General features: G+C 59.8%; 24 protein-coding genes. 12 read left to right on the top strand and 12 right to left on the bottom strand.

What is annotated here, in order from left to right:
- The first annotated feature begins 119 nt into the window (after nt 1–119).
- On the top strand, nt 120–1,253 hold the full coding sequence (gene earP, locus ACA064_RS22305; protein ID WP_497670059.1) for an elongation factor P maturation arginine rhamnosyltransferase EarP: 1,134 nt from the start codon (nt 120–122) through the stop codon (nt 1,251–1,253).
- A 48-nt stretch (nt 1,254–1,301) separates the two neighbouring features.
- Complete coding sequence (locus ACA064_RS22300; protein WP_150644131.1) at nt 1,302–1,874, top strand: elongation factor P; 573 nt, start codon at nt 1,302–1,304, stop codon at nt 1,872–1,874.
- Nucleotides 1,875–2,064: 190 nt separating this feature from the next.
- Here ACA064_RS22300 and ACA064_RS22295 read toward each other — a convergent pair whose 3' ends face one another.
- From ACA064_RS22295 to ACA064_RS22275, 5 genes are all read right to left on the bottom strand, one after another.
- Nucleotides 2,065–3,243, bottom strand: coding sequence for a cystathionine gamma-synthase (locus ACA064_RS22295; RefSeq protein ID WP_497670058.1), 1,179 nt, complete (start codon nt 3,241–3,243; stop codon nt 2,065–2,067).
- Nucleotides 3,240–4,616 carry a pyridoxal-phosphate dependent enzyme gene (locus ACA064_RS22290; protein WP_497670057.1) on the bottom strand — a complete coding sequence of 459 codons (1,377 nt, stop codon included), beginning with the start codon at nt 4,614–4,616 and terminating at the stop codon, nt 3,240–3,242. Before ACA064_RS22290 ends, ACA064_RS22295 begins: the two co-directional genes overlap by 4 nt.
- A gap of 316 nt (nt 4,617–4,932) precedes the next feature.
- A complete protein-coding gene (locus ACA064_RS22285; protein WP_150644130.1) occupies nt 4,933–5,352 on the bottom strand; it encodes an organic hydroperoxide resistance protein in 420 nt (139 codons plus the stop codon).
- 375 nt (nt 5,353–5,727) lie between these two features.
- A complete protein-coding gene (locus tag ACA064_RS22280; protein ID WP_497670056.1) occupies nt 5,728–6,189 on the bottom strand; it encodes a MarR family winged helix-turn-helix transcriptional regulator in 462 nt (153 codons plus the stop codon).
- Nucleotides 6,190–6,259: 70 nt separating this feature from the next.
- Nucleotides 6,260–7,216 (bottom strand): LysR family transcriptional regulator, encoded by a 957-nt coding sequence (locus tag ACA064_RS22275; protein ID WP_497670055.1) that lies wholly within the window; start codon nt 7,214–7,216, stop codon nt 6,260–6,262.
- Between the two features lie 107 nt (nt 7,217–7,323).
- Here ACA064_RS22275 and ACA064_RS22270 point away from each other — a divergent pair, with 107 nt between their 5' ends.
- Nucleotides 7,324–8,073: a sulfite exporter TauE/SafE family protein gene (locus ACA064_RS22270; protein WP_497670054.1), complete on the top strand. Its 750-nt coding sequence runs from the start codon at nt 7,324–7,326 to the stop codon at nt 8,071–8,073.
- Here ACA064_RS22270 and ACA064_RS22265 read toward each other — a convergent pair.
- Nucleotides 8,063–8,941: a LysR family transcriptional regulator gene (locus tag ACA064_RS22265; protein WP_497670053.1), complete on the bottom strand. Its 879-nt coding sequence runs from the start codon at nt 8,939–8,941 to the stop codon at nt 8,063–8,065. The two genes, ACA064_RS22270 and ACA064_RS22265, sit on opposite strands and share 11 nt — an antisense overlap.
- A gap of 70 nt (nt 8,942–9,011) precedes the next feature.
- On the opposite strand from ACA064_RS22265, the gene ACA064_RS22260 reads away from it, so the two are divergent.
- The 3 genes from ACA064_RS22260 (at nt 9,012) to ACA064_RS22250 (ending at nt 10,936) form a co-directional block, all read left to right on the top strand.
- Nucleotides 9,012–9,239: a DUF1127 domain-containing protein gene (locus ACA064_RS22260; protein WP_497674312.1), complete on the top strand. Its 228-nt coding sequence runs from the start codon at nt 9,012–9,014 to the stop codon at nt 9,237–9,239.
- Nucleotides 9,181–9,639, top strand: a complete 459-nt coding sequence (locus ACA064_RS22255; RefSeq protein WP_497670052.1) for a DUF1127 domain-containing protein — start codon at nt 9,181–9,183, stop codon at nt 9,637–9,639. The genes ACA064_RS22260 and ACA064_RS22255 overlap by 59 nt, the downstream gene beginning before the upstream one ends.
- Before the next feature lie 67 nt (nt 9,640–9,706).
- Nucleotides 9,707–10,936: a winged helix-turn-helix domain-containing protein gene (locus ACA064_RS22250; protein ID WP_497670051.1), complete on the top strand. Its 1,230-nt coding sequence runs from the start codon at nt 9,707–9,709 to the stop codon at nt 10,934–10,936.
- Nucleotides 10,937–11,080: 144 nt separating this feature from the next.
- Here the strand turns inward: ACA064_RS22250 and ACA064_RS22245 are convergent, their stop codons facing one another.
- Nucleotides 11,081–12,427: a class II 3-deoxy-7-phosphoheptulonate synthase gene (locus tag ACA064_RS22245; protein WP_497670050.1), complete on the bottom strand. Its 1,347-nt coding sequence runs from the start codon at nt 12,425–12,427 to the stop codon at nt 11,081–11,083.
- Nucleotides 12,428–12,588: 161 nt separating this feature from the next.
- On the opposite strand from ACA064_RS22245, the gene ACA064_RS22240 reads away from it, so the two are divergent.
- Entirely contained in the window at nt 12,589–13,344 is a 756-nt protein-coding gene (locus ACA064_RS22240; protein ID WP_497670049.1) for a spermidine synthase, read from the top strand.
- Nucleotides 13,345–13,529: 185 nt separating this feature from the next.
- On the opposite strand, the gene ACA064_RS22235 is transcribed toward ACA064_RS22240, so the two are convergent.
- On the bottom strand, nt 13,530–14,321 hold the full coding sequence (locus ACA064_RS22235) for a crotonase/enoyl-CoA hydratase family protein (protein WP_497670048.1): 792 nt from the start codon (nt 14,319–14,321) through the stop codon (nt 13,530–13,532).
- 418 nt (nt 14,322–14,739) lie between these two features.
- Here ACA064_RS22235 and ACA064_RS22230 point away from each other — a divergent pair, with 418 nt between their 5' ends.
- Nucleotides 14,740–16,413, top strand: coding sequence for a DEAD/DEAH box helicase (locus tag ACA064_RS22230; protein WP_497670047.1), 1,674 nt, complete (start codon nt 14,740–14,742; stop codon nt 16,411–16,413).
- 177 nt (nt 16,414–16,590) lie between these two features.
- On the opposite strand, the gene ACA064_RS22225 is transcribed toward ACA064_RS22230, so the two are convergent.
- Nucleotides 16,591–17,358, bottom strand: coding sequence for a DODA-type extradiol aromatic ring-opening family dioxygenase (locus tag ACA064_RS22225; RefSeq protein WP_497670046.1), 768 nt, complete (start codon nt 17,356–17,358; stop codon nt 16,591–16,593).
- Nucleotides 17,359–17,461: 103 nt separating this feature from the next.
- Between ACA064_RS22225 and ACA064_RS22220 the strand changes: the two genes are divergently transcribed.
- Nucleotides 17,462–18,118 (top strand): thiopurine S-methyltransferase, encoded by a 657-nt coding sequence (locus ACA064_RS22220; RefSeq protein ID WP_497670045.1) that lies wholly within the window; start codon nt 17,462–17,464, stop codon nt 18,116–18,118.
- A 62-nt stretch (nt 18,119–18,180) separates the two neighbouring features.
- Here ACA064_RS22220 and htpX read toward each other — a convergent pair whose 3' ends face one another.
- A complete protein-coding gene (htpX, locus tag ACA064_RS22215; RefSeq protein WP_497670044.1) occupies nt 18,181–19,068 on the bottom strand; it encodes a protease HtpX in 888 nt (295 codons plus the stop codon).
- Nucleotides 19,069–19,383: 315 nt separating this feature from the next.
- The gene (locus ACA064_RS22210; RefSeq protein WP_489356737.1) at nt 19,384–20,595 is read right to left on the bottom strand and encodes a pyridoxal phosphate-dependent aminotransferase; all 1,212 of its coding nucleotides are present in this window, start codon (nt 20,593–20,595) and stop codon (nt 19,384–19,386) included.
- A gap of 223 nt (nt 20,596–20,818) precedes the next feature.
- Between ACA064_RS22210 and msrB the strand changes: the two genes are divergently transcribed.
- The 3 genes from msrB to ACA064_RS22195 all read left to right on the top strand — a co-directional run bounded on the left by msrB (nt 20,819) and on the right by ACA064_RS22195 (nt 23,004).
- A complete protein-coding gene (gene msrB, locus ACA064_RS22205) occupies nt 20,819–21,214 on the top strand; it encodes a peptide-methionine (R)-S-oxide reductase MsrB (RefSeq protein ID WP_497670043.1) in 396 nt (131 codons plus the stop codon).
- A gap of 843 nt (nt 21,215–22,057) precedes the next feature.
- Entirely contained in the window at nt 22,058–22,543 is a 486-nt protein-coding gene (locus ACA064_RS22200) for a glutathione peroxidase (protein WP_150644928.1), read from the top strand.
- Nucleotides 22,540–23,004 (top strand): MarR family winged helix-turn-helix transcriptional regulator, encoded by a 465-nt coding sequence (locus tag ACA064_RS22195; protein ID WP_497670042.1) that lies wholly within the window; start codon nt 22,540–22,542, stop codon nt 23,002–23,004. The genes ACA064_RS22200 and ACA064_RS22195 overlap by 4 nt, the downstream gene beginning before the upstream one ends.
- On the opposite strand, the gene ACA064_RS22190 is transcribed toward ACA064_RS22195, so the two are convergent.
- Nucleotides 22,988–25,351 (bottom strand): hybrid sensor histidine kinase/response regulator, encoded by a 2,364-nt coding sequence (locus ACA064_RS22190; RefSeq protein ID WP_497670041.1) that lies wholly within the window; start codon nt 25,349–25,351, stop codon nt 22,988–22,990. The two genes, ACA064_RS22195 and ACA064_RS22190, sit on opposite strands and share 17 nt — an antisense overlap.
- Nucleotides 25,352–25,391: the final 40 nt, after the last annotated feature.

Below are 25,391 nucleotides of genomic sequence, written 5' to 3'. Positions count from 1 at the left end.
TCCTGGCAGGCAGTCTTTGATCGGGCAGGGAGCAATTGTCGCAGATTATTCGACTTCGCCCCCTTCTGCGCGAGACCATTTATGCGGACAATCGGCGCCTTTGCCAAACGGAGCCCGGAATGAAAGCCACCTGGGATATTTTCTGCACGGTCGTCGATAACTACGGCGACATCGGCGTGACCTGGCGCCTGGCCCGGCAACTGCTTGCCGAGCATCCCTGCACGGTGCGGTTGTGGGTCGATGATCTGCGCGCTTTTGAACGCTTGTGTCCGTCAATCGAGGTCAATGCGGCCCGGCAGTGGCAGCAGGGGGTCGAGGTTTGCCATTGGTCCGCCGAGTGGCAATCGACGGCTGCCGCCGACGTGGTGATCGCCGCCTTTGCTTGCCAACTGCCGACGGCTTACATGGAAGCCATGGCCGCCAGGGAAAAGCCCCCGCTATGGCTCAACCTCGATTACTTGAGTGCCGAGGACTGGACGATCGGCTGCCATGGCCTGCCTTCGGTCAAGCACCAGCATGTGCAGAAATACTTCTTCTTTCCGGGATTCCAGGCCGGTACTGGCGGCTTGCTGCGGGAGACCGGCTTGCTCGAACAGCGTCGACAGTTTCAGCAGAACCCTCTGGCCCAACGGGAGTTCCTGCAGGGACTTGGCGTTGCTCCGGTAGCGGGAGCGCGACTGATCTCGTTGTTCGCCTATGAAAATGCCGGGCTGGCCAGTTGGCTCGACGCCATGGCCGCGGACTCGAAACCGACCCATTTGCTGGTGCCCGAAGGGCGGATTCTCCCGGATGTGCAGCGTTGGCTCGGGGTCGACGGGTTGTCGGTGGGCGCAGTACAAGTGCGTAATGCCCTGACCGTGCAGGTACTGCCGTTCGTCCGACAGGACGATTACGACCGGCTGCTATGGTGCTGCGATTTCAATGCGGTGCGCGGCGAAGACTCTTTCGTCCGGGCGCAGTGGGCGGGGCGGCCATTGCTGTGGCATATCTATCAGCAGGAAGACGATGTCCATCTGGACAAGCTGGAAGCTTTCCTGGCGCTGTACACCGAGGGCTTGTCAGCGTCCGCCAAGTCAGCGCTCAATGGCTTGTGGCGGGCCTGGAATGCCGGGCTGGACATGGCTGAACACTGGCTGGCGGTGCAGAAAAACTGGCCTGAACTGACCGAGCACGCCGAGGCGTGGTGTCTGGAACAAGCCTCGCGGGCGGATCTTGCTGCGACACTGGTACAGTTTTACCTAAATTGGATATGATACGCGGCCTAGATTTTTGTAAATCCCATCCAAATTCGGATATTCGTAATGAAAACTGGTAAAGAACTGAAACCCGGTACGGTGATCCGTCTCGAAAACGACCCTTGGCTGGTTCAGAAAGCTGAATTCACCAAGTCCGGTCGTAACAGTGCGATCATGAAAACCAAGCTGAAAAACCTGCTGACCGGTTACAAGACCGAGATCGTTTACAGCGCCGACGACAAACTGGACGACGTAATCCTCGACCGCAAGGAAGCGACCCTGTCCTTCATCAGCGGCGACACCTACACGTTCATGGACACCACTGACTACACCATGTACGAACTGAACGCCGAAGACATCGAAGCTGTTCTGCCATTCGTCGAAGAAGGCATGACCGATGTTTGCGAAGCGATCTTCTTCGAAGAGCGTCTGGTTTCCGTTGAGCTGCCGACCACTATCGTGCGTCAGGTCGACTACACCGAAGGTTCCGCTCGCGGCGACACTTCGGGCAAGGTGATGAAGCCTGCCAAACTGAAAAACGGTACCGAGCTGAGCGTTGCAGATTTCATCGAAATCGGCGACATGATCGAGATCGATACCCGTGAAGGTGGTTCGTACAAAGGTCGCGCCAAGAATTAATTCTGGCGCAATCGACGACACCCGAAAAAGCCGACCATGAGTCGCAATGCTGGTCACTCAAGGATTATCGACTAATCCTTGATCAGCAGAAAAATCCGGAATCCGTTAAAGATTCCGGATTTTTTTTGCCTGTTGCGCAGGGTTTGTATGGGGTTACCGCCAGCAGTCTCTTGCTCGATGGCGAATTTATTTAGATCCGCGCCAGCGCCTGGGCCAGATCGGTGCGCAGGTCTTCGACATCCTCGACACCCACTGACAAACGCACCAGCGCATCGCCGATGCCAAGCTGCGCGCGGGTTTGCGCGGGGATGCTGGCGTGGGTCATGATCGCCGGGTGCTCGATCAGGCTTTCCACCCCGCCCAGGCTCTCGGCCAAGGCGAAGATCCGCACACTCTCGAGGAAGCGCTTGGCGCCGGCCAGGTCGCTGTTCAGGTCGAGGGAAATCATCCCGCCGAACCCGCGCATCTGCCGCCGCGCCAGTTCATGCTGCGGGTGCGACGGCAGGCCCGGATAATAGACGCGCGCCACCTGCGGCTGACGTTCCAGCCATTGCGCCAGCTCCAGCGCGTTGCTGCAGTGACGTTCCATGCGCAGCGCCAGGGTCTTCACTCCGCGCAGGGTGAGGAAAGCGTCGAACGGCCCGGCGATAGCACCCACCGCGTTCTGCAGGAAGCCCAGACGCTCGGCCAGATCGAAGTTCTGCCCGACCACCGCGATGCCGCCGATCACGTCGGAGTGGCCGTTCAGGTACTTGGTCGTCGAGTGCAGCACGATATCGAAGCCCAGCTCCAGCGGGCGCTGTATCCACGGGCTGGCAAAGGTGTTGTCGGCCACACAGATGATGCCTCGCTCGCGACAGATGCGCGCGACGGCGGCGAGGTCAGTGAGGCTCAGCAAGGGATTGCTCGGTGTCTCGACCCAGACCATCCGCGTGTCGTCTTGCAGCGCCGCTTCGAATACCGCCAGGTCAGTCAGGTCGACGAAGCTGAAGCGATGCCCGGCGCTGCGCCGGCGTACCTTATCGAACAGTCGGAAAGTACCGCCGTACAAGTCATTGCCCGAGACGATGTGCGCGCCAGCATCAAGCAGTTCCAGCACGTTGGAGATCGCCGCCAGCCCGGAGGCGAAGGCGAAGGCCTGGGTACCGCCCTCGAGGTCCGCCACGCAACGCTCCAACGCAAAGCGCGTCGGGTTGTGCGAACGCCCGTAGTCGAAGCCCTTGTGCACACCGGGGCTCTGTTGCAGATAGGTGGAGTTGGCGTAAATCGGCGGCATCAGCGCCCCGGTGGAAGGGTCCGGCGTCTGGCCGGCATGGATCACCCGGGTGCCGAAGGCGCGTGGCGTGGCGGTTTCATCGTGTTCACTCATGCAAGGGATCTCCGTAAGTGATTGAGCATGTCGACGCGGGTAATCAGGCCATGGAAGCCCGAACCGTCGGCGATGATCGCCACCAGCCCACGGTCGAGCACCGCCTCCAGTTCGCCCAGACTGGCGCCGGGAAGCAGGGTTTCCAGCTTGTCGGTCATCGCGCTGGCCACGCTCATGCGAAAGTGCGAAGCGTCTTCGTGTACGCCAAGCAGAATATCCGACTCGTCGATCACGCCGACCAGCCGCTGTCCGTCCACCAGCACCGGCAGTTGCGACACATCAGCCAGGCGCATGCGCTGGAAGGCGGTGAGCAGCGTGTCGTCCGGGCCCACGCTGATCACCCGGCCATCCTCGAAGCGCCGCGCGATCAGGTCGCGCAGGTCGCCATAGCGCTTGCGCGCAAGCAGGCCCTGATCGGTCATCCACTGGTCGTTGTAGACCTTGGACAGGTAGCGGGTGCCAGTGTCGCAGACGAAGCTGACCACCCGCTTCGGTTCGGTTTGCTCGCGGCAGTAGCGCAGTGCCGCGGCCAGCAATGTACCGGTCGAAGAGCCGCCGAGAATGCCTTCGGCGCGCAGCAGTTGGCGGGCATGATCGAAGCTTTCCTCGTCGCTGATCGAATAGGCATGGCGCACGCTGGAAAGGTCGGCAATAGACGGAATGAAGTCTTCGCCGATGCCCTCTACCGCCCAGGAGCCGGGCGTACCGAGGGTGCCGCTGCGGCTGTATTCGGCCATCACTGAGCCGAGCGGATCGGCCAGCACCATGACCAGGTTCGGCTGCACGCGGCGAAAGAAGCGGGTCAGCCCGGTCAGCGTGCCGGCCGATCCGACGCCGACGACGATGGCATCCACATCATGCTGAGTCTGCGCCCAGATCTCCGGAGCGGTGCTGCACTCGTGGGCCAGCGGGTTGGCCGGGTTGTTGAACTGATCGGCGAAGAAGGCGTCGGGAATCTCCTGCGCCAGCCGCGCAGCGACGTCCTGATAGTAGTCGGGATGGCCCTTGCCAACGTCGGAGCGGGTGATGTGCACCTCGGCGCCCATCGCCTTGAGGTGCAAGACCTTCTCGGTGGACATCTTGTCCGGCACCACCAACACCACCCGGTAACCCTTGGCGCGGCCGACCAGGGCCAGGCCGAGGCCGGTGTTGCCGGCGGTGGCCTCGACTATGGTGCCGCCGGGTCGCAGGCGGCCATCGCGCTCGGCGGCGTCGATCATCGCCAGGCCGATGCGATCCTTGATCGAACCGCCGGGGTTCTGCGATTCGAGCTTGAGAAACAGTGTGCATGGGCCGGTATCGAAGCGGCTGACACGCACCAGCGGCGTATTGCCGATCAGTTCGAGCACGGCGGGGCGGGAGTCGTTCGGCATGTTGTCACCTCGCTGCGGGAATTCCCACTGGATGGACAGCAACCAGCGGCCAGTCAAGCGCGCCAGTCACAAGCAATGCATCGCTTGGAACATAGGCCGGGATTGCGCCACCCGCAACCGTCCGCAGCCAATCGGTAGCGTCGCCGCCTGAACGACAAACCCCGCCGATGGGCGCAATGCTGTTCACTCAAGGAAAAAACGCCGCTTATCCCTCACCGGGAAAGCGGCGTTTTTTCTGGCTCTGACACCATGGCTGGATGCCAGATACTGCTTACAGCATTGCGAGCATGAGCCGGACTTTTTTGTGGGCGCTGATTTATACGGTCACGTGCAGACGTACTTCAACATTGCCACGAGTGGCGTTGGAGTACGGGCAAACCTGATGCGCGGCATCGACCAGAGTTTGCGCGTCAGCCTGTTCCAGGCCGGGCAGATTGACGTGCAGGTCGATGTCCAGACCGAAACCGCCAGGAATCTGGCCAATACCGACGTGGGCAGTGATCGATGCGTCATCGGGGATTTTGCGTTTGCTCTGGCTGGCGACGAATTTCAGTGCGCCGATGAAGCAGGCGGAATAACCGGCAGCGAACAACTGCTCAGGGTTGGTTGCCTCACCACCAGCGCCACCGAGTTCTTTCGGGGTGGCGAGTTTGACATCGAGAATATTATCGCTGGAAACCGCGCGGCCATCACGGCCACCGGTAGCGGTTGCGACTGCGGTATAGAGAGTTTGCATGGCAGGAGCCTCTTTCCGATGGGTTTTGTTGCGCTAAATATTTGCGCGCTAAGTAAGTGCGAAATAAATGTAGCTCGCAAATAGTTTGTACGCAATATAAATTTTCACAAAACATTTTCAGAAGGCGAAAGAGCCCAAAAGATCGGAGCTTGCGGGAGGTGTGCAACCGGGATTTCACGGGTGTATGCAGTCGGCGTAGGAGCTGGCGAAGCCTGCGATCTTTTGGCGATTTCGGGAATCGCCCACAAGCAAGATCAAAAGATCGCAGCCTGCGGCAGCTCCTACGGGGGAGGTGTATATCCGTGATTTCACGGGGGACGCGGTCAGCGTAGGAGCTGCAGGCAGGCTGCGATCCTTTGCGGTTTGATTGGCTGCCTAAAGGCTGTCTTGCAAATGCCCGCGCAATTCCAGCAAATCGCCTTGCAACTTGCGTATCTGCTCCAGGGTCTGGCCACTGGCGCCCAGGATGCATCGCGGAATATCCCGGGCCTTGTCCCGCAAGGCGCGACCTTGAGCAGTCAATTCAACGATCACCACCCGCTCATCTTCACGGCTGCGGGTGCGGCTGAGCAAGCCTTCGGCTTCGAGGCGTTTGAGCAGCGGTGTCAGTGAGCCAGGGTCCGTCAGCAGGCGGTTGCTGATCTCGCCTACAGTCAATCCGTCGCGTTCCCACAACACCATCATCGCCAGGTACTGCGGGTAGGTCAGACCCAAGGCCTGCAATAGCGGTTTGTAGACCTTGGTCATCAACAACGAAGTGGAATGCAGGGCAAAACACAGCTGATTGTCGAGCAGCAGCTGTTCGCAGTTATCCGGGGTGGAACTAACGCTTTTCATGTTGGGACCTTGATCATTACTCATCCTGAATCTAGCGGGCTAATCTTTAATGCGCCAGGTAATTTTCGCCTTACTGCCAGCCCAGATCGCTCTGCAGGGCCAGATCCCAGGGCGGGATCGGGCTGAATCGGGCCTTGAGATACTCCAGCAATAATCGGCTGCGGGAACTGGCTTGCTGCTCCAGGCGCAGGGCATAAATTCCAGTGGTTTCCGGTTTGGGCAGGCCCTTTTCGCAAAACAGCGGCAGCAATTCGCCGCGCAGCAAATACTCGCTGATCAGCCAGGTCGGCAGATGCGCGATGCCCAACCCGGCAAGCGCGCCGCAGACCAGGGCTTCAGCATTGTTGGCACTCATCCGTATGCGTTGCGGACGATATGATTGCAACTGTCCGTCGAGTTCGAAGCGCCAGGCGAAAGGCGGCGCCAACCCCTCCCAATCGAGGCCATCGTGCTCGCTGAGTTCCCTGGGATGGGTCGGTGCGCCGCGCCGCTTCAAATAGGCAGGGCTGGCGCAGGCAATCCGCACCATGCTGGCCAAAGGCGTGGCGACCAGCCGGGTATCGGCCATTTGTCCGGCCCGCAGCACCAGATCGACCTTGCCCAGGTTCGAACCCTGCATGTCGACAAAACTGTCGATCAGGTGTAACTGAACATCCAGTCCCGGGTAGACCACCAGGAAGTCGGCAATCACTGGAGCCAGGTGCAGGCGGCCGAAAGCGGCCGGGGCATCCACCCGAATCAGCCCTTCCGGGACATCGCTAAGGGACGCCGCTTCGGCCCGGGCCAGCCGCAATTCGTCGACTACCCGCCGGGCTCGCTCGGCAAAGGCCAGCCCGGCCGGGGTCGCGCGCACCGCATGGGTGCTGCGGATGAACAGTTGGCTGCCGAGGGCATTTTCCAGGCTGTCGATGCGCCGGGCGACTGCCGATGGCGTCAGTGGATGGCGCCGCGACGCGGCGGAAAAACTGCCGGTTTCCAGTACATCCAGAAACAGGCCGAGTTGATCGGTGAGGAGTTTGGGGTTCATGCCTTGAGTTCGCTTATGCGGCTTTTGCATAGCCATTGTGCGTTGCTGTGCGTTTCCACGCCAGAGCAGACTGCGTAGCATGCATAGCCAGACGGAGGGAATGGCTTGTGATCGAGTTAGTGATGTATCTGGCATTTGGTGCTGCCCTGGGGACCCTGGGCGGTTTATTCGGTATTGGCGGCGGCCTGATTGCGATTCCCGTCCTGGGCGTGTTGTTCGGTCTGGATCAACAGATTGCCCAAGGCACAGCCCTGGTGATGGTGGTGCCGAACGTAATGTTGGCTTTGTGGCGCTATCACCAGCGCAATCGGATTGAGCTGCAACATGCCTTGCCCCTCGCGCTGATGGGCTTTTGCTTCGCCTGGCTGGGCTCGATTTGGGCAGTGGGAATCGATGCGCGAGTGATGCGTATCGGATTCGTCGCGTTTCTGATCGCCTTGTCAGCCTACAACCTTGCGCGAATGTTCATGACCAACACTCCAGTATCGGCGCAGATGCGTTACCCCTGGCCCTGGCTGGGGGTGTTGGGCGCCGCGTCCGGGACCATGGGTGGGTTGTTCGGTGTCGGTGGGGCGGTAGTCGCCACGCCAGTGCTGACCAGCCTGTTCGGCACCACTCAGGTGGTCGCCCAAGGGCTGTCCCTGGCCTTGGCCCTGCCGAGCACCGGCGTCACGCTGGTGACCTACGCGGTCCATCACCAGGTGGACTGGATGATCGGTTTGCCCCTGGCGGCTGGCGGGCTGCTGAGCATCAGTTGGGGGGTGAAAATCGCCCACGCCATGCCGGAGCGGCTGCTGCGCGGGCTGTTCTGCGGCTTTCTGGTGCTCTGTGCGGTGATGCTCGCGCTTAAAGTTTGAAGCCGTCGATGATGTGTTCGGCCAGGCATTCGGTGATCGGTGAGGGGGTATTCAGGTTACGCAGCAGCATGATGCTGGCCTCAGGTAGCACCGGCAGGTCTTCGGCGGCGCCGAGGATGCGCATATCCGGAGTGATCAGGCTCTCCAGTTGCGCGGTGACCGCCAGGCCGGCGCTGACGATAGCCATGATCGCCGAGAGGCTGGAACTGTTGTAGGCGATGCGGTAGTCGCGCCCGGCAGCATCCAGAGCATTGCAGGCCCAGAGCCGGCAAAAACAATCGCTGTTGAACATCGCCAGGGGCAACGGCGTCTGCTCGTGGGCGCTGAAGCACTGTGCCTCGGCCCAGACAAAACGCTCCTTGCGCAGCAACTGGCCAATCTCGCTGCCAGGTTCGCGGGTGACGATGGACAGGTCCAGGTCCTGGCGCAGCAGCAGTTGCTTGGAGGATTCGCAATGCACTTCGATCTGGATCAGCGGATAGATTTTTGCGAAGCGCGACAGAATCCCCGGCAAGAAGCGCATGACATAGTCATCCGGCGTACCAATGCGCACGGTGCCGACCATGTGCGGTTCGCGCAGGGTATTGAACACTTCACTGTGCAATTTCAGGATGCGCCGGGCGTAGCCGAGCAGCACCTGGCCCTCGGCAGTCAACCGCACCTGGCGCCCATCACGCTGAAACAGCTGGCGTTGCAACACATCTTCTTCCAGGCGTTTCATCTGCATGCTCACCGCGGACTGGGTGCGATTGACCAGCTCGCCGGCGCGAGTAAAGCCCCCCTGGTCGGCGATTGCGACGAAGGTGCGCAGGACTTCAGTGTCGATACTCGGGTAGGCCAATTGATCAATCTCCGAGATGTGTTGCATCAGAAACATTCGTTGGATTGATCTTAGCTCCAGCGCGAAACTCTAGCCATCCCCACTGGAGGGCAACATGATGAAAGGTCAAAAAGGTTTTGTACTGGTAGACAAATTTTCATTCCATGGTTTCTCCCTGCACCATCTGCTGGAGAAATTCGCCCGCTGGCACCAGCTCAATCGTGAGCGTGCGCTGTTGGCCAGCCTGAGCGATGAAGCGCTGAAGGATATCGGGTTGAGTCGGGCGGATGTCGAGCAGGAATCCGAACGGCACTTCTGGGAAGATCCCATGGGTAAGGGTAAATAAGCTCAATAGTCCTGAAATGTTCGGTCACTACCCCAGGGTTCAGGGCGCAAGCCCGGGTCTTGGGGTTTGTGCCGATCTGGTAATAGAAGGTCATAGACATTCGCTGGACCCACTCCGACACGTGCACAAGACTGCGGCCTCATCTCTGAGGAGTAGCGTCATGGAACGACAGCAGCATGCAAGGAGTGTCGGGGTAGAAGTACTCCGATTGGCTCTCCAAACCTCAAGTAAGGTTCTATCCACCGCACAGGCTCAGCTGAGCCGCTGGCGGCAGCTGAGTAAGGATCGTGCCGAGCTGGCTCGACTGAGTGACGACAGGCTGCGTGACATTGGCCTGAGTCGAGCCGATGTACTAAAGGAGTCCAGCCGTCCGTTCTGGGACGACCCGTTGCGGCGATGATCGGGTGGCATTGGCGTTTTATACAAGGGCCGCTAAGGTGGGGTGAGTCATCACCAAGAGCCGTTGAATGCCTACTCCTCTTTGCTTTTCCCTGAAGCAGGCTCGGCGTCTGGCGCTGGCCGCCCAAGGGTTCTCCGGGCGTCAGCCGCCAGCGACGGTCAAGTCAATCCAGCTCAATCGGTTGATCGAGCGTCTGGGCATCCTGCAGATCGATTCGGTCAATGCTCTGGTGCGCTCGCACTACCTTCCGCTGTTCTCTCGTCTGGGCAACTACCCAGCCGATCTGCTGGATCAGGCGGCCTGGAGTCAGGGTCGGCGGCGGACGTTGTTCGAGTATTGGGGGCATGAGGCGTCATTGCTGCCGTTATCGATGTATCCCTTGATGCGCTGGCGAATGCAGCGGGCGACTCAAGGGGAGGGTATTTATCAACAGATGGCCTGTTTCGGTCGGGAGCAGCAGGAGACGATTCGTCGAGTGCTGGCCCTGGTTGAGGAACGCGGGGCGCTCGGCGCTGGCAGCTTGTCGACTCGTCAGGAACGGGCGGGGCCCTGGTGGGACTGGAGTGCCGAGAAGCATGCGCTGGAGTGGTTGTTTGCCGCTGGTGAGGTAACGGTCTCGGGGCGCCGGGGGTTCGAGCGTCTTTATGATTTGCCGGAGCGGGTCATTCCCGCGGCGATTCTGCAGCAACCACTACTCAGCGAGGCTGAAGCCCAGCGGAGGCTGCTGCTGCACGCGGCGAGTGCACTGGGCGTCGGTACGGACAAGGACTTGCGCGACTATTTCCGGCTATCGCCTGCCGACAGCCGCGCGCGCCTGGCCGAGTTGGTCGAGGAGGGCGAGTTGCAGAGGTGTGAGGTTCAGGATTGGCGGCAACCGGCCTATTGCCTGGCAGCGCCGAAAATTCCGCGCAAAGTCGAGGCCAGCGCCTTGCTTTCGCCATTCGATTCATTGATCTGGGAGCGCAGCCGGACCGAGCGATTGTTTGATTTCCGTTATCGGCTGGAAATCTACACACCTCAGACCAAGCGGGTCTTTGGCTACTACGTGCTGCCGTTTTTGCACAACGAACGGATTGCCGCCCGAGTCGATCTGCGGGCCGAACGGGCTCAGGGACGGTTAGCGGTGCATGCCGTGCATGAGGAAGAGCCAGGGCTGGATGAGCAGGGGATGTTGGCGTTAGCCAGGAATCTGCGACAGATGGCTGATTGGTTGGGGTTGGTGGAAATTCAGCTGAATTGCCCAAGGGCCAGTGCGGCGCGGTTGCGGGTGGCATTGATTGAACTCAGCGGTGACTGATCCGACGCTATCGCGAGCAAGCTCGCTCCCACAATGACCGCATCGTACACAAGAAATGTGTTTGGTGCAGTACCTGTGGGAGCGAGCTTGCTCCGGGCGGCGTTCCGACGATTCGGTATATCAGACGACGAAAAACCTACTGATTCAGCGCCGAACCTGCTTCAACGTCTCGGCAATCAAAAACGCCAGTTCCAGCGACTGGTCGGCATTCATTCGCGGGTCGCAATGGGTGTGATAACGGTCCGACAAACCATCCTCGGTAATCGGTCGGGCGCCGCCTATGCATTCGGTGACGTTCTGCCCGGTCATCTCGATATGGATGCCGCCGGCGTAGCTGCCTTCCGCTTCGTGCACCTGGAAGAACTGTTTCACTTCATTAAGGATCTGCGCGAAGTCGCGGGTCTTGTAGCCGCTGCTGGCCTTGATGGTGTTGCCGTGCATCGGGTCGGAACTCCACAACACTTTCTTGCCTTCGCTTTCCACCGCGCGGATCAACTGCGGCAGGTGGTCGCCGACCTTGTTCGCGCCCATGCGCGCGATCAGGTTGAGGCGGCCGGGATCGTTGTCCGGGTTGAGAATGTCGATCAGGCGAATCAGCTCCTCGGTGTTCATGCTCGGGCCGACCTTGACCCCGATCGGGTTGTTCACCCCACGCAGGAACTCGACATGGGCGCCGTCGAGCTGGCGCGTGCGGTCGCCGATCCAGAGCATGTGCGCCGAGCAGTCGTAGTAGTCGTTGGTCAGGCTGTCGCGACGCACGAAGGCTTCTTCGTAGTTCAGCAGCAGCGCTTCGTGGGCGGTGAAGAAGCTGGTTTCACGAAGTTGCGGCGAGCTGTCCATGCCGCAGGCCCGCATGAAAGCCAGGGTTTCATCGATACGATCGGCCAGGTGGCTGTACTTTTCGGCCAGGGCCGAGTTGGCGATAAAGTCCAGATTCCATTTATGCACTTGATGCAGGTCGGCAAACCCGCCCTGGGCGAAGGCCCGTAGCAGGTTCAGGGTGGCGGTGGACTGATGGTAGGACTGCAGCAACCGATCCGGGTCCGGCACCCTGCTCTTTTCGTCGAAGCCGATGCCATTGACAATGTCGCCACGGTAGGCCGGCAGGGTCACGCCGTTGATGGTTTCGTCGTTGGACGAGCGCGGCTTGGCGAATTGCCCGGCCATGCGCCCGACCTTGACCACCGGGCAGCCCGCGGCGAAAGTCATGACGATCGCCATCTGCAGCAGTACTTTAAAGGTGTCACGGATCTTTGCCGCCGAGAACTCGGCAAAGCTTTCCGCGCAATCACCGCCTTGCAGCAGAAACGCCCGGCCCTGAGTCACCTCGGCAAACTGACGGCGCAACTCCCGGGCTTCACCGGCAAACACCAGCGGCGGATAACTGGCCAGGCTTTGCTCGACCTGCAGCAAGTGCGCAGCGTCAGGGTAACGGGGTTGTTGCTGGATCGGCAGGGCGCGCCAGCTGTCAGGACTCCAGGGTTGGCTCATCACGGACTCTAGTGTTTTACGGTCGGATAGCTATGTTATCAGCAATTAGTGCGTGACCTGTTCCAGTCGCTTCGCGGACAATCGCGCCTTTCCCGCTCGGCACCGAGCGGCTGGATTTATCGCGTTGCCGAGGTTGAGCCCGGTGACGTTTAGGAGATGAGATGACTGAGGAGCGCGTCGAGCACCTGCTCGCCGAGGTGCACGATGACTTTGGCATGATTCGGGTACTGGAAGTGGCGGATTATCGCTTTCTCGAATTTGGCGATGCCATCGAGCAGAGCTGCGTGTTCACCGCCGACCCAAGCTGGCTGGAGTATGACTATACCCGGGCCATGCTGGTCGGTGCGCTGTGTCACGAAACTCCGGAAAGCGCGTTGTTTCTCGGCCTTGGCGCGGGCACGCTGACCCAGGCCTGCCTCAAGTTCCTGCCGCTGGAAGACGTCGAAGCCATCGAGTTGCGCCCCGATGTACCCCGTCTGGCCATCGAATACCTGGGTCTGGATGACGACCCGCGGCTTTATATCCGAATTGGCGATGCCCTCGAGTTGCTCGAAACGGCCGAGTCGGCGGATCTGATCTTCGTCGACCTTTATACCGACGTCGGCCCGGGTGTCGGGCATCTGGCCTGGAATTTTTTGGAGAACTGCCAGAAACGCCTGAATCCGGGTGGCTGGCTGGTGATCAATCAATGGGCCACCGACGACGGCAAACCGTTGGGTGCAGCTTTGCTGCGTGGTCTTTATCACCGGCATTACTGGGAGCTGCCGGTGAAGGAGGGTAATGTGATCCTGTTCGTCCCCGCCGATCTCGATCAAACCCTGGATATGGACGGCCTGAGCGCACGGGCCGAAGCCCTGGCGCCGCGACTGGGTTACTCGCTGCAGTCGCTGATCAAGGTGATCCGCCCGGCTACCTGAAGGTTTGTGGGGAGCTATTGTGGCGAGGGGGCTTGCCCCCGCTGGGTCGCGAAGCGGCCCTAAAATTGGCAATCGCGGTTATTCAGGCAGACCGCACCAGCCGGATTACGACCGCTGCGCGGCCGAGCGGGGGCAAGCCCCCTCGCCACAGCAAGCTCCCTCGCCACAGGGGTTTCTGGTGCTTCTCAACACCCCTTGAACACCCCAGGTCGCCGCTCCTGCATTGCCCGCAGACCCTCTTTGGCATCCTCGCTGTTCAGCAGCGTCTTGACCGCCGGCGGCAACCCTTGAATAGCGGCGGTTTCACCGTCAAGACGCGCCTGGCGCGCCGACATCAGGGTCGCCTGGACGCCCAGTGGTGCTTGTCTGGCAATACGTTCTGCCAATGCAAGTGCGCGTGGCATCAGGTCCTCACTGGCCATCACCTCCTGAACCAGACCCAGGCGCAACGCTTCATGGGCATCGAACTCATCGCCGGTCAGCAGCCAGCGCATGGCATTGCCCCAGCCAGCGATCTGATGCAGGCGTAATGTGGCGCCGCCGAAAGGGAAGAGCCCGCGCTGGACTTCCAGTTGGGCGAAGCGGGTGTTGCTGGCGCACAGGTTGATATCGGCGGCCAGCATCAATTCGATGCCGAGCGTCAGGCAGTAGCCTTGTACGGCGACAATCACCGGTTTACTGACCCTGGGCCCGGCGAATACGCCCCACGGATCGCAACCGCCGGACGGCGCCTGCCAGCCTTCAGCCAGGGCGGCCGCGACATTTGCGAGGTCGAGACCGGCGGTGAAGTGTTCGCCGTGACCGAACACTACCGCTACCCGAGCCTCGGCGTTACGTTCGAACTCGCCATAGGCCAGGCTGAGCTCATTGAGCAGGTCGAGGTCGAAGGCATTGCGCTTGGCAACGCGATCCAGGCCGATCAACAGGATATGACCGCGTTGCTCACGGCTGACGCGACTTGGGCTGGGCGGATTCATGGGGATATCCTTGGGCGGCAAAGGGGTTACGGACTGAAGCGTTCAGGCTGAAAGATGAACCGTTTAAGCGTCATGGCCAACAAGACCGGGCCTTTAAAAAATAGACGCTGGGAGGATTATCCGCAAAGCCCGTGACAGAGAGGTGTACAGGTGATTTTTCTGATAAATATTTCTCCCTTTTTTCGGTATTTCCGGTATAGTGCGCGCCGGCCTTTAACCGGGCCACGTTCAGGTATAGCAATTCCCCCGAAGCCAGCTTCGGCTGCTTGTCCGCTCTGCGGACGATCCTTGACGTTCCATTCATTCAAACGTTTTCGCAAATCCCCGCCGACAAAGCAGCCAGGGCGACTCTTGAGTCTTACACGGCATGCGCAGCTTTGGAGCATGGGTCTTTGCGGATGCACTTAGAGGCAGACCCATGACCCAGGAAACCGGCGGCTTCGCCGCTTTTGAACTTCACCCAAACATTCTTGCAGCCGTCATCGCGACTGGCTATGAAGAGCCTTCGGCTATTCAGCAGCAATCGATCCCGATCATCATGGCCGGTCACGACATGATTGGTCAGGCGCAAACCGGTACGGGTAAAACCGCTGCGTTCGCCCTGCCGATCCTGCATTGCATCGATCCTGCCAAGCGCGAGCCACAGGCTCTGATCCTGGCTCCGACCCGTGAGCTGGCGCTGCAAGTTGCAACCGCTTTCGAAACCTACGCCAAGCAAATGCCAGGCGTAACTGTTGTGGCTGTCTACGGCGGCGCGCCGATGGGCCCACAACTGAAAGCTATCCGTAATGGCGCACAGATCGTTGTCGCCACTCCGGGTCGTCTTTGCGACCACCTGCGTCGCGACGAAAAAGTCCTGGCTACCGTGAACCACCTGGTTCTCGACGAAGCGGACGAAATGCTCAAACTGGGCTTCATGGACGACCTGGAAGTTATCTTCAAGGCCATGCCGGCAACCCGTCAGACCGTATTGTTCTCGGCCACTCTGCCGCAATCGATCCGTGCCATCGCCGAGCGCCATCTGCGCGATCCGAAGCACGTGAAGATCCAGACCAAGACTCAGACCGTTACCGCGATCGAACAGGCTCACCTGTTGGTTCACGCTGACCAGAAGACCTCGGCTGTATTGAGCCTGCTGGAAGTGGAAGACTTCGACGCGCTGATCATGTTCGTGCGTACCAAGCAAGCGACCCTGGACCTGGCCAGTGCCCTTGAAGCCAAAGGCTACAAAGCCGCTGCGCTGAACGGTGACATTGCTCAGAACCAGCGTGAGCGCGTGATCGAGTCCCTCAAGGATGGCCGTCTGGACATCGTTGTGGCCACCGACGTTGCTGCTCGTGGTCTGGACGTTCCGCGTATCACTCACGTTTTCAACGTTGATATGCCGTACGACCCAGAGTCCTACGTTCACCGTATCGGCCGTACCGGCCGTGCCGGTCGCGAAGGTCGTGCATTGCTGCTGGTGACTCCACGTGAGCGCCGCATGCTGCAAGTGATCGAGCGTGTAACCGGTCAGAAGGTTGCTGAAGTTCGCCTGCCGGACGCTCAAGCCGTTCTCGATGCACGCATCAAGAAACTGACCAACAGCCTGTCGCCGCTGGTGGCTGACGCCGAATCGACTCACGGTGAGTTGCTGGATCGCCTGACCGCCGATATCGGTTGCACCCCGCGTGCCCTGGCCGCTGCTCTGCTGCGCAAGGCAACCAACGCTCAGGCGCTGACCCTGGCCGCGATCGAGAAAGAACGTCCACTGGTGCCGAACAATGCACCGCGTGGCGATCGTCCAGAGCGTACCGGTGATCGTCCAGACCGTGGTGATCGTGAGCGTCGTGCTCCGGTTCCACTGGCTGAAGGCCGTGCTCGTTGCCGTACCGCGCTGGGTGCGCGTGATGGTATCGCTGCCAAGAACCTGCTGGGCGCTATCCTCAACGAGGGTGGCCTGGCTCGTGAAGCTATCGGTCGCATCCAGGTGCGTGACAGCTTCAGCCTGGTCGAGTTGCCGGAAGATGGTCTGGAGCGTCTGCTGACCAAGCTGAAGGACACTCGTGTTGCCGGTAAGCAGCTGAAACTGCGTCGCTATCGCGAAGATTGATCCGCTCTCGGGCTGATTGATCGAACATAAAAAATCCCCGACTGGTTCGGGGATTTTTTTTGCCCTTTGTAGGAGCGAGCTTGCTCGCGATGGTCGTCAACGATGACGCGGGGCGCCTGAATCACTGCAGCGCTTTGCGGTTCATCGCGAGCAAGCTCGCTCCTACAAGGGATAGCGTCAACCAAACCGATAGATGTCCATCCCCAGCGCACCCATGGTGAAGCCTTGGTGGGCGATGCTGAATGGACCGCCGGCCCCACGGGCAAAATACAGCGGCAGCAAATGCTCGTCGCTGGGATGGCTGCGCACGGCATGGGGCGCTTGCTGGCGATAGTCATGCAGGGCGGCTTCGTCGTTGGCGGCGAGTTTGTCGATCACCCAGTCGCGAAAAGCCTTGGCCCAGGGCTCGACGCTTTCCGGGCCGGCGTGCCAGTCCAGTTCGCGCAAGTTATGGGTGATGCTGCCAGAGCCGATCAGCAGCACGCCATGCTCGCGCAGGCTGGCCAGGGCGCGGCCGACGCGGGATTGCAGGGCTGGACCCTGGCGACTTGGGAGTGAGATTTGCACCACCGGTATATCGGCCCTGGGATACATCAGCGACAAAGGCACCCAGACCCCATGATCGAATGACCGCTTGGCATCGATGCTCGCGGCCAGCCCGTCAGCCTTCAATAGATCGACCACCTCAGTGGCCAGGTGTGGCTCACCGGGTGCTGGATATTGCACGGCGAACAGTGCTGCCGGGAAGCCGCCGAAGTCATGCCAGGTTTCAGGTTGCGGATTGCCGTTGACCAGCAGTTCGTTACTTTCCCAGTGCGCGGAAACAATAACGATGGCCTTGGGTTTCGGCAGTTCGGCGGCCAGGCGGGCGAGGGCCGGACCGCTGGCACCAGGTTCCAGGGCGAGCATGGGCGAACCATGGGAGATGAACAGACTGGGAAACATGAATGAGTTCCTGAGCGTTAAGATGAGACCATCTTCAGTCAGATCATTGATCTAAATCTAATATAAGTTTTAGGGCTTTTTGATCGAATTTTCGAGGTGATTTATGCAGCCAGAGTTTTGGCACAACCGTTGGGCGCGTAATCAGATCGGCTTTCATCTGCCGGAGGTCAATCCATATCTGCTGCGGTTGTGGCCCGGGTTGGGCTTGGCGCAAGGCTCGCGGGTGCTGGTGCCGTTGTGTGGAAAAAGCCTGGACCTTGTGTGGCTCGCCAGTTGTGGGCATCAGGTGCAGGGCATCGAATTGTCAGAAAAGGCTGTGACAGACTTTTTCAGCGATCAGCAACTTGAGCCACAGATCAGCCAGCGGGGCGCTTTCACGGTCTATCAGGTGGGCTTGATAGAGCTGTGGTGCGGAGACTTCTTTGCCTTGACTGCCGAGGATGTGGCCGCGTGCGCGGCGATCTATGACCGGGCGGCGCTGATTGCCTTGCCGTCGCCGATGCGCGAGCAGTACGCCGCGCATCTGCGTCGGATCCTGCCGTCGGGTTGTGAGGGTTTGCTGATTACTCTGGACTACGACCAGATGCAGATGGCCGGGCCGCCATTTGCGGTGGTCGATGCTGAAGTCAAAAGCCTGCTTGGCGATCACTGGCAGCTTCAAGTCCTGGAAGAGCGGGATATCCTCGGCGAGAGCTGGAAGTTTCTCCAGGGTGGGGTCACCAGTCTGGATGAGCGGGTATATCGTCTGCTAAAGAACTGACTGGGAGGGCCAACGCAAAAGGGCGACTTGCGTCGCCCCTTTGGGTGTTTCAGTGAACGTTATCAGCCACGACGGCGCAGGGCGTCGATGCGCTCTTCCAGCGGCGGGTGGCTCATGAACATGCGAGCCAGGCCTTGCTTGACGCCACCATTGATGCCAAAGGCATTCAGGGTGTCCGGCATGTGTACCGGCAGGCCTTGTTCCGAACGCAGGCGCTGCAGGGCGCCGATCATGGCGCTGGTACCGGCCAGTTGAGCACCGGCTTCGTCCGCGCGGAATTCGCGTTTACGCGAGAACCACATGACGATCGAGCTGGCCAGGATACCCAGTACCAGTTCGGCGAAGATGGTCGCCACGTAGTAAGCGATGCCCTGACCTTCTTCGTTCTTGAAAATCACCTTGTCGACGAAGTTGCCGATGATACGTGCGAAGAACATCACGAAGGTGTTCACCACGCCTTGTATCAGCGCCAGGGTCACCATGTCGCCGTTGGCCACGTGGCCGATTTCATGGGCCAGCACGGCTTTCACTTCATCCGGTGAAAAGCGCTCCAGCAGACCCTGGCTGACAGCGACCAGCGCGTCGTTCTTGTTCCAGCCGGTGGCGAAGGCGTTGGCCTCATAGGCCGGGAAGATCCCGACTTCAGGCATCTTGATCCCGGCTTCGCGGGACAATTGCTCGACGGTTTGCAGCAGCCATTGTTCATGGCGAGTGCGCGGCTGGCTGATGATTTGGGTGCTGGTGCTCATCTTCGCCATCCACTTGGAGATGAACAGCGAGAACAGCGAACCTGCGAAACCAAAGACCGCACAGAAAATCAGCAGCTGATTGAGGTTGAGATCAACCCCATTGGCCGCCATGAACCCGTTGAAGCCGAAAAGGCTCAGGGTGATGCTGGCAATCAGCACGACCGCCAGGTTAGTGGCCAAAAACAGCAAGATGCGCATCATGGTTGTAGAAATCTCCTCATGCTAAATATGTAGCGTACTGCGGGGTATATAAGGTGCGGCACCAGGCTATTCAACCAAGTGACTATTTCAAACTGTGTCGTACAGCTGGATTGTAGACGTTTGCAGGGTTTTTCCGGTGTGGCTCAGGGCAGCCAGTTGACTCTTTGTTGGCGCTGCGGGGCCCGTAATTGTTGGGCGTGACGACAGATCGCGAAAACAGCACAGGCCCGGGAGAGGAATGTTTTAAGGGAAACAGAGATGTGTTGCCGGATTAATCAGAGTGCGACTCGGTAAAAGTCGCACAGCCTGATAGTGCTACTGGCGATAGGTCTTCAGGAAATTGCCGATTCGGCCAATCGCCTGATCCAGGTCATCCAGTCGTGGCAGGGTCACGACGCGGAAATGGTCAGGCCAGGGCCAGTTGAAGGCCGTGCCCTGAACCACCAGCAGTTTTTCCGAGAGCAGCAGATCGAGCACGAATTTTTCATCGTTGTGGATCGGACAGATCTTCGGGTCGATCCGCGGAAAAGCGTACAGCGCACCCATCGGCTTGACGCAGCTGACACCCGGAATGTCGTTGAGCAGTTCCCAGGTGCGGTTGCGTTGTTCCAGCAGGCGACCCGCCGGCAACACCAGGTCATTGATGCTCTGATAGCCGCCCAGGGCGGTCTGGATCGCGTGCTGGCTCGGCACATTGGCACACAGGCGCATATTGGCCAGCATGTCGATGCCCTCGATGTAACTCTGGGCGTTGTGCTTGGGACCGGAGATGGCCACCCAGCCAGAACGGAAGCCTGCCACGCGGTAGGACTTGGACAGGCCGTTGAAGGTCAGGCAGAGCAGGTCCGGGGCCAGCGAAGCGGTGCAGATGTGCACGGCGTCGTCGTAGAGAATCTTGTCGTAGATTTCGTCGGAGAACACCACCAGCTTGTGCTGGCGCGCCAGTTCCAGCATGCCCAGCAGCAACTCGCGGGAGTAGACCGCACCGGTCGGGTTGTTCGGGTTGATGATCACCATGGCCTTGGTGTTCGGCGTGATCCTGGCCTTGATATCGGCCAGGTCGGGGAACCAGTCGGCCTGTTCGTCGCACAGGTAATGCACCGGATTGCCACCGGCCAGGCTGACTGCAGCGGTCCACAGCGGATAATCGGGCGCCGGGATCAGCACTTCATCACCGTTGTTGAGCAACGCCTGCATCGACATCACGATCAGCTCGGAAACGCCGTTCCCCAGGTAGATGTCTTCAATGCCGACGCCTTCCACCTGCTTTTGCTGGTAGTACTGCATGACGGCCTTGCGGGCGCTGAACAAGCCCTTGGAGTCGCTGTAGCCTTGCGCGGTCGGCAGGTTGCGGATGACATCCTGAAGGATTTCGTCGGGTGCTTCGAAACCAAAGGGGGCCGGGTTGCCGATATTCAGCTTGAGGATGCGATGACCTTCCTCTTCCAGGCGTTTGGCGTGCTTGAGCACCGGGCCGCGAATGTCATAACAGACGTTGGCGAGCTTGTTCGATTTGCTGACCTGCATGGCGATGTGTTCCCGAAAATGAACGATCCAGGCGGTGTTTGAACTACCGTACTGGGAATCCTGCGTTCTCACACAGGCCTGTAACCGGCGTCGCAGCGTGAAAATCCGTTTGAATGCGCGTTACACGGCTGCCAGACTGGCGTTTGACGAGGCGCAATCATACGTGCCGCCTGATCCGTGGAAAAGATACAGATCAGGCTTTTTCAGTTGCCGAGGTAGGATCATGGAAAAGTTGGAAAAAACCCTTGAGGAATGGCGCGACATGCTCGACCCGGAGCAGTACAACGTTTGTCGCCTCAAAGGCACAGAACGACCGTTCTCCGGCAAGTACAACGACACTAAAACCGACGGTGTTTATCACTGCATTTGCTGCAATGAACCGCTGTTCGACTCTAAAGCCAAATTCGACTCGGGCTGCGGCTGGCCGAGTTTCTACGAGCCGATCGGCGAAAGCGCCATGGTCGAAATCCGCGATGTGAGCCACGGCATGATTCGTACGGAAGTAGTCTGCGCCAAATGCGATGCGCATCTGGGCCATGTATTCCCGGATGGCCCGGCACCGACCGGTTTGCGTTACTGCATCAACTCGGTGTGCCTGGATCTGGTGCCGAGGAGCTGAGAAACCCGCTACTGGCTAAGTTGTGACATTCCCACAATCAACAGGCGGGTGTCAGGGTAGTTGTCGCATGTCCATTTCCGCGGTAACGGCCACCTATGGTTCCGCCCTTACGGCGGGTCACTTTCGAAAAGCGCGAAAGTAACCAAAGCGCTTCTTCCCCGCCATTCGGTGCCTCGCCTAGGCTCGGCATGCCGTAACGAAGGCATTGCTCCGGGGGCCCGCCGCGATCGGCCATCCATGGCCGGGCGCGGCTAGCTCGGCATCCATGCCGAGCTGCCCCCTGCGCAATACCTGCGTTCGGCCTCTGGGAAAGGGGCAGGCAGATCAAGATCAAAAGCCGAGCCAGAGCCAGAGCCAGAGCAAAATCAAAAGATCGCAGCCTTCGGCAGCTCCAGGGGAACGCGTTTGTCTCAGGTCAGGCCGGCCGGTCGGCCGCCTCGCTTTTGCTTTTGCGGTGCACGCCCCCTCGAGAGGCCGAGCGTAGGTTCTGCGCAGTGGGCAACCCGGCATGGATGCCGGGTTAGCCGCCCCCGGCCATGGATGGCCGATGGCGGCGGGCCCACGGAGCAGGATCGGAGCGAGGGCATGCCGAGCCTAGGCGAGGCACCGAACGAAAGGGGCAGGAGCGCTTTGGTTACTTTCGCGCTCTTCGAAAGTGACCCGCTGTAAGAGCGGAACCATTAGTGGCCGTTACCGCAGGAATGGATATGTACTCGGTCAACAAAACACAGGCCGGCTGTCAGGCCGCCATCATCGAGCAAGCTCGCTCCCACACAATTACATTGCGCGCAATTCAATTGCTCGCTATGTTTACTGATCATTTCCGTTTCAGGAGCCTGCGCGATGACCGACAACCTGCTGGATATCCCTTGCACCACCATCAAGGGTGAGCAAAAGACCCTGGCCGACTTTGCCGGCAAGGCCGTGCTGGTGGTCAACACCGCGAGCAAGTGCGGTTTCACGCCGCAATACAAAGGGCTGGAAGAGCTTTGGCAGAGTTACAAAGACCGCGGTCTGGTGGTACTTGGCTTCCCGTGCAACCAGTTCGGCAAACAGGAGCCGGGAAATGAAGGGGCCATTTCCGAGTTCTGCGAGTTGAATTTTGGTGTCAGTTTCCCGCTGTTCAAGAAGATCGATGTCAACGGCAACGAGGCTCACCCGCTGTTCGTGCAGTTGAAGAAACGTGCACCAGGTGTGCTGGGCTCCCAGGGCATAAAGTGGAACTTCACCAAGTTTCTGATCGGCAAGGACGGCCAGGTGGTCAAGCGTTTTGCTCCGGCGACCAAGCCGCAGGATCTGACCAGTGAGATTGAAGCACTGCTGAAATGAAGGAGCTGTCAGCAGTCGATTCGCTCAAGCTTGACAGCCAGCTCTGCTTCAAACTGTACGCCGCTTCTCGGGCAGTCATTCGTGCCTACAAGCCGATGCTCGACCAGCTGGGGCTGACCTATCCGCAATACCTGGCCATGCTGGTGTTGTGGGAATGGCAGGATTCACCGCCTGAGCAGCCGACGGTAAAAGCCCTGGGCGAGCGCTTGATCCTTGACTCTGGAACGCTCACGCCATTGCTCAAGCGTCTTGAGCAGATGGCGCTGGTGCAGCGTCAGCGCTCGGCGCGGGATGAGCGTGAGGTGCATTTGAGCCTGTCCGCCGCCGGTGCGGCCTTGCGCGAGCAGGTTGCGCCGCTCAAGGCACGTTTGCTGTGCGACGGCGATGTCGATCCGATTCGTCTGGATGAACTGCGTAGCGGTCTGGACCAGTTGCTGGTAAAGATCAAAGCGTTACCGTAGCGGGTACCCACAGGTCCAGCAGGCTTGCCAGTTCTTCGCGGCGGAACGGTTTGGCCAGATAGTCGCTCATCCCCGCCGCGCGACAGCGTTCACGTTCTTCGGGCATGGCGTTGGCGGTCAGCGCGACGATTGGCAGATCGGGCCAGCGACCACTGCGGCGGATCTGCCGGCTGGCTTCATAGCCGTCCATGACCGGCATGTTGCAGTCCATCAGCACCAGATCGAAGCTGCGGTGTTCGAGCAGGTCCAGGGCTTCCCCGCCATGGGCTGCAACTGTGACCTCGCAGCCAAATTTGCTGAGCATGCCTTTGGCCACCAGCTGATTGACCGGGTTGTCCTCCACCAACAGGATGCGCGCCCGCCGTTGCGGTGACAGGGCGTCAGGCGCCGGGTCGTCGATGGCGCTGGTCTCGGCCTGTAAGGTACGCCGCAGGGTTTGATACAGCGCATTACGTGCCAGGGGCCGGGCCTGTTGCTGCAAAGGCGCCAGCGCGCTGACTTGCTCACTGGGCATGAAGCTGCCATAGGCAGTCACCAGCAGGACCGGCGCCTGGATGGCGGGACGTATCCCGAACAGACATTCAGGGCAGTCGGTGATCAGCAGGTCAGCGGTAAGACCGACCAGCGAATCGTCGATGCTGCGCCGTTGATAGTCCAGTCCCCAACCGGGCAACAGGCTGTGCAACAGTTCGGCCAGGCCGCTATTGGCGGCAGTGATCGCAACGACCTGCCCTCGCAATTGCGGCGCAGCGGCGACCGGAGTGTGGCAGGGCAATGGCAGCTCGGCGCAGAACTGGCTGCCGAATCCCGACTCGGAACTGATGGTCAGGCGACCCTGCATGGCTTCGCAGAGGTTGTAGGTCAGCGCCAGCCCCAGGCCGGTGCCGCCAAATTGCCGGGTAATGCCGGCACCCGCTTGGGTGAAGGGCTGGAAAATCTTGACCTGAGCGTCTTGGGCGATGCCGATGCCGGTATCGCAGATCTCGATTCTGACGCCCCCTTCGTAATGGCTCAGGCGTACATCGACGCGGCCGAAACGGGTAAATTTCAGGGCGTTGGACAACAGGTTGCTGACGATCTGGCGTACCCGTGTCGGGTCGCCCAGCACCAATGCCGGAAACTGCGGGTCAATCAGGCAGGCCAGTTCAACGCTCGGAGCGGCGTTTTGCGACAACAGATTGGCAGTGTCTTCGACCAGCACACCGAGGTCGAAGGGAATGCGTTCAAGCTCCAGTTGACCGGCGTCGAATTTCGACAGGTCAAGTATATCGTTGAGCAGTTCCACCAATACCTTGCCCGAATCATGGGCAATCGCCAATTGCTGACGTTGTTCAGCCGTCAGTGAACTGTCCAGCGAAAGGGCGATCATCCCCAGCAGACCGTTAAGCGGGGTGCGGATCTCATGGCTCATGTTGGCCAGGAATACCGAGCGTGCCTCAGCCATGTCGAGGGCCGTGCTGCGGGCGAGTTCGAGTTCTTCGTTGGATCGGATCAACCGGGTGTTGATGGCTTTGAGTTCGGTGGTGCGTGCCGAAACGACATTTTCCAGCTGTCCGAGGTAGTCGGTCAGTCGGTTCTCGGCGTTGCGCCGCTGCTGAATTTCGGTGGCCATGTTTTTGAATTGTTGGTTGGCGACTTTGACCAGTACGCCGATTTCATCGTTTTCGTGGCCATGGGGACAATCCAGCCGCGCCGGGTCGGTACTTAGCGGATCCCGGCTGCTGAGTTCGCGGATGACCCGAACCAGGGGTTTGGTCAGCATGACGTAGAACAGTGCCAACAGAATCCCGCTCAGCAGCAGGCCGCGGGTAAAACCGTTGAGCAGTGTCACTTCGGCCCGGCTCAGAAAACGGCTGCCGAAGGCGTAGGTATCCACCTCCAGATGCAGGGTGCCCAGCGACTCCTCGGGCATGTGATCGAGATAGAGCCGGTCTTCGAATTGTCGCTGGGCGCCGAACAGGAAGTCGCTGATCAGCCGATAACCGCTTTGCTGGCCGGGGCGCTTAACGTCGGCAAGGATCGCATTGTTGTTATCAATCAGTCGCGCGCCGATGATCGCCGGGGAACGCAACAGGCCCAGGGTCAGCTCCTCGGCGAGTTCGGCGTCGATGTTGTAGGCGATTCGCGAGGCCGGGTTATGGCTGATTTCCAGCAGAGAGAGTATTTCTCGATTGATGGAGGCGTCTTCGCTGGCATAATCGATGCCTATCTGCAGCAGACTGAGCAGGAATCCGAGAATGAAACCGACCAGTACGGTGAGTCTGGCCTGTTTGAAGGACAGGCGGTTGGTGAACTTGATATCCATGGGGTGCTGAACCACTTCCGTATCCCTTCGCTGGACAAGCATAGCCGATCATCGCTGATTATCGGCAGGCTCTGGTATCAGT

Source organism: Pseudomonas sp. LBUM1658 (assembly GCF_059716055.1).
The sequence above is the reverse complement of the archived record's forward strand: the minus strand, read 5'-3'. Positions and strand labels throughout refer to the sequence as shown.

Excerpts from the sequence above, each read along its gene's own strand:
- msrB (WP_497670043.1), top strand. The coding sequence starts at position 20,819 with ATGGAAAAGTTGGAAAAAACCCTTGAGGAATGGCGCGACATGCTCGAC.
- ACA064_RS22225 (WP_497670046.1), bottom strand. The coding sequence starts at position 17,358 with ATGTTTCCCAGTCTGTTCATCTCCCATGGTTCGCCCATGCTCGCCCTG.
- ACA064_RS22200 (WP_150644928.1), top strand. The coding sequence starts at position 22,058 with ATGACCGACAACCTGCTGGATATCCCTTGCACCACCATCAAGGGTGAG.
- ACA064_RS22220 (WP_497670045.1), top strand. The coding sequence starts at position 17,462 with ATGCAGCCAGAGTTTTGGCACAACCGTTGGGCGCGTAATCAGATCGGC.
- ACA064_RS22265 (WP_497670053.1), bottom strand. The coding sequence starts at position 8,941 with ATGCAACACATCTCGGAGATTGATCAATTGGCCTACCCGAGTATCGAC.
- ACA064_RS22255 (WP_497670052.1), top strand. The coding sequence starts at position 9,181 with ATGTCGAGCAGGAATCCGAACGGCACTTCTGGGAAGATCCCATGGGTA.
- ACA064_RS22285 (WP_150644130.1), bottom strand. The coding sequence starts at position 5,352 with ATGCAAACTCTCTATACCGCAGTCGCAACCGCTACCGGTGGCCGTGAT.
- ACA064_RS22260 (WP_497674312.1), top strand. The coding sequence starts at position 9,012 with ATGAAAGGTCAAAAAGGTTTTGTACTGGTAGACAAATTTTCATTCCAT.
- ACA064_RS22280 (WP_497670056.1), bottom strand. The coding sequence starts at position 6,189 with ATGAAAAGCGTTAGTTCCACCCCGGATAACTGCGAACAGCTGCTGCTC.
- ACA064_RS22210 (WP_489356737.1), bottom strand. The coding sequence starts at position 20,595 with ATGCAGGTCAGCAAATCGAACAAGCTCGCCAACGTCTGTTATGACATT.
- htpX (WP_497670044.1), bottom strand. The coding sequence starts at position 19,068 with ATGATGCGCATCTTGCTGTTTTTGGCCACTAACCTGGCGGTCGTGCTG.
- ACA064_RS22295 (WP_497670058.1), bottom strand. The coding sequence starts at position 3,243 with ATGAGTGAACACGATGAAACCGCCACGCCACGCGCCTTCGGCACCCGG.
- ACA064_RS22275 (WP_497670055.1), bottom strand. The coding sequence starts at position 7,216 with ATGAACCCCAAACTCCTCACCGATCAACTCGGCCTGTTTCTGGATGTA.
- ACA064_RS22195 (WP_497670042.1), top strand. The coding sequence starts at position 22,540 with ATGAAGGAGCTGTCAGCAGTCGATTCGCTCAAGCTTGACAGCCAGCTC.
- ACA064_RS22240 (WP_497670049.1), top strand. The coding sequence starts at position 12,589 with ATGACTGAGGAGCGCGTCGAGCACCTGCTCGCCGAGGTGCACGATGAC.
- ACA064_RS22250 (WP_497670051.1), top strand. The coding sequence starts at position 9,707 with ATGCCTACTCCTCTTTGCTTTTCCCTGAAGCAGGCTCGGCGTCTGGCG.
- ACA064_RS22300 (WP_150644131.1), top strand. The coding sequence starts at position 1,302 with ATGAAAACTGGTAAAGAACTGAAACCCGGTACGGTGATCCGTCTCGAA.
- ACA064_RS22230 (WP_497670047.1), top strand. The coding sequence starts at position 14,740 with ATGACCCAGGAAACCGGCGGCTTCGCCGCTTTTGAACTTCACCCAAAC.
- earP (WP_497670059.1), top strand. The coding sequence starts at position 120 with ATGAAAGCCACCTGGGATATTTTCTGCACGGTCGTCGATAACTACGGC.
- ACA064_RS22235 (WP_497670048.1), bottom strand. The coding sequence starts at position 14,321 with ATGAATCCGCCCAGCCCAAGTCGCGTCAGCCGTGAGCAACGCGGTCAT.
- ACA064_RS22290 (WP_497670057.1), bottom strand. The coding sequence starts at position 4,616 with ATGCCGAACGACTCCCGCCCCGCCGTGCTCGAACTGATCGGCAATACG.
- ACA064_RS22190 (WP_497670041.1), bottom strand. The coding sequence starts at position 25,351 with ATGCTTGTCCAGCGAAGGGATACGGAAGTGGTTCAGCACCCCATGGAT.
- ACA064_RS22245 (WP_497670050.1), bottom strand. The coding sequence starts at position 12,427 with ATGAGCCAACCCTGGAGTCCTGACAGCTGGCGCGCCCTGCCGATCCAG.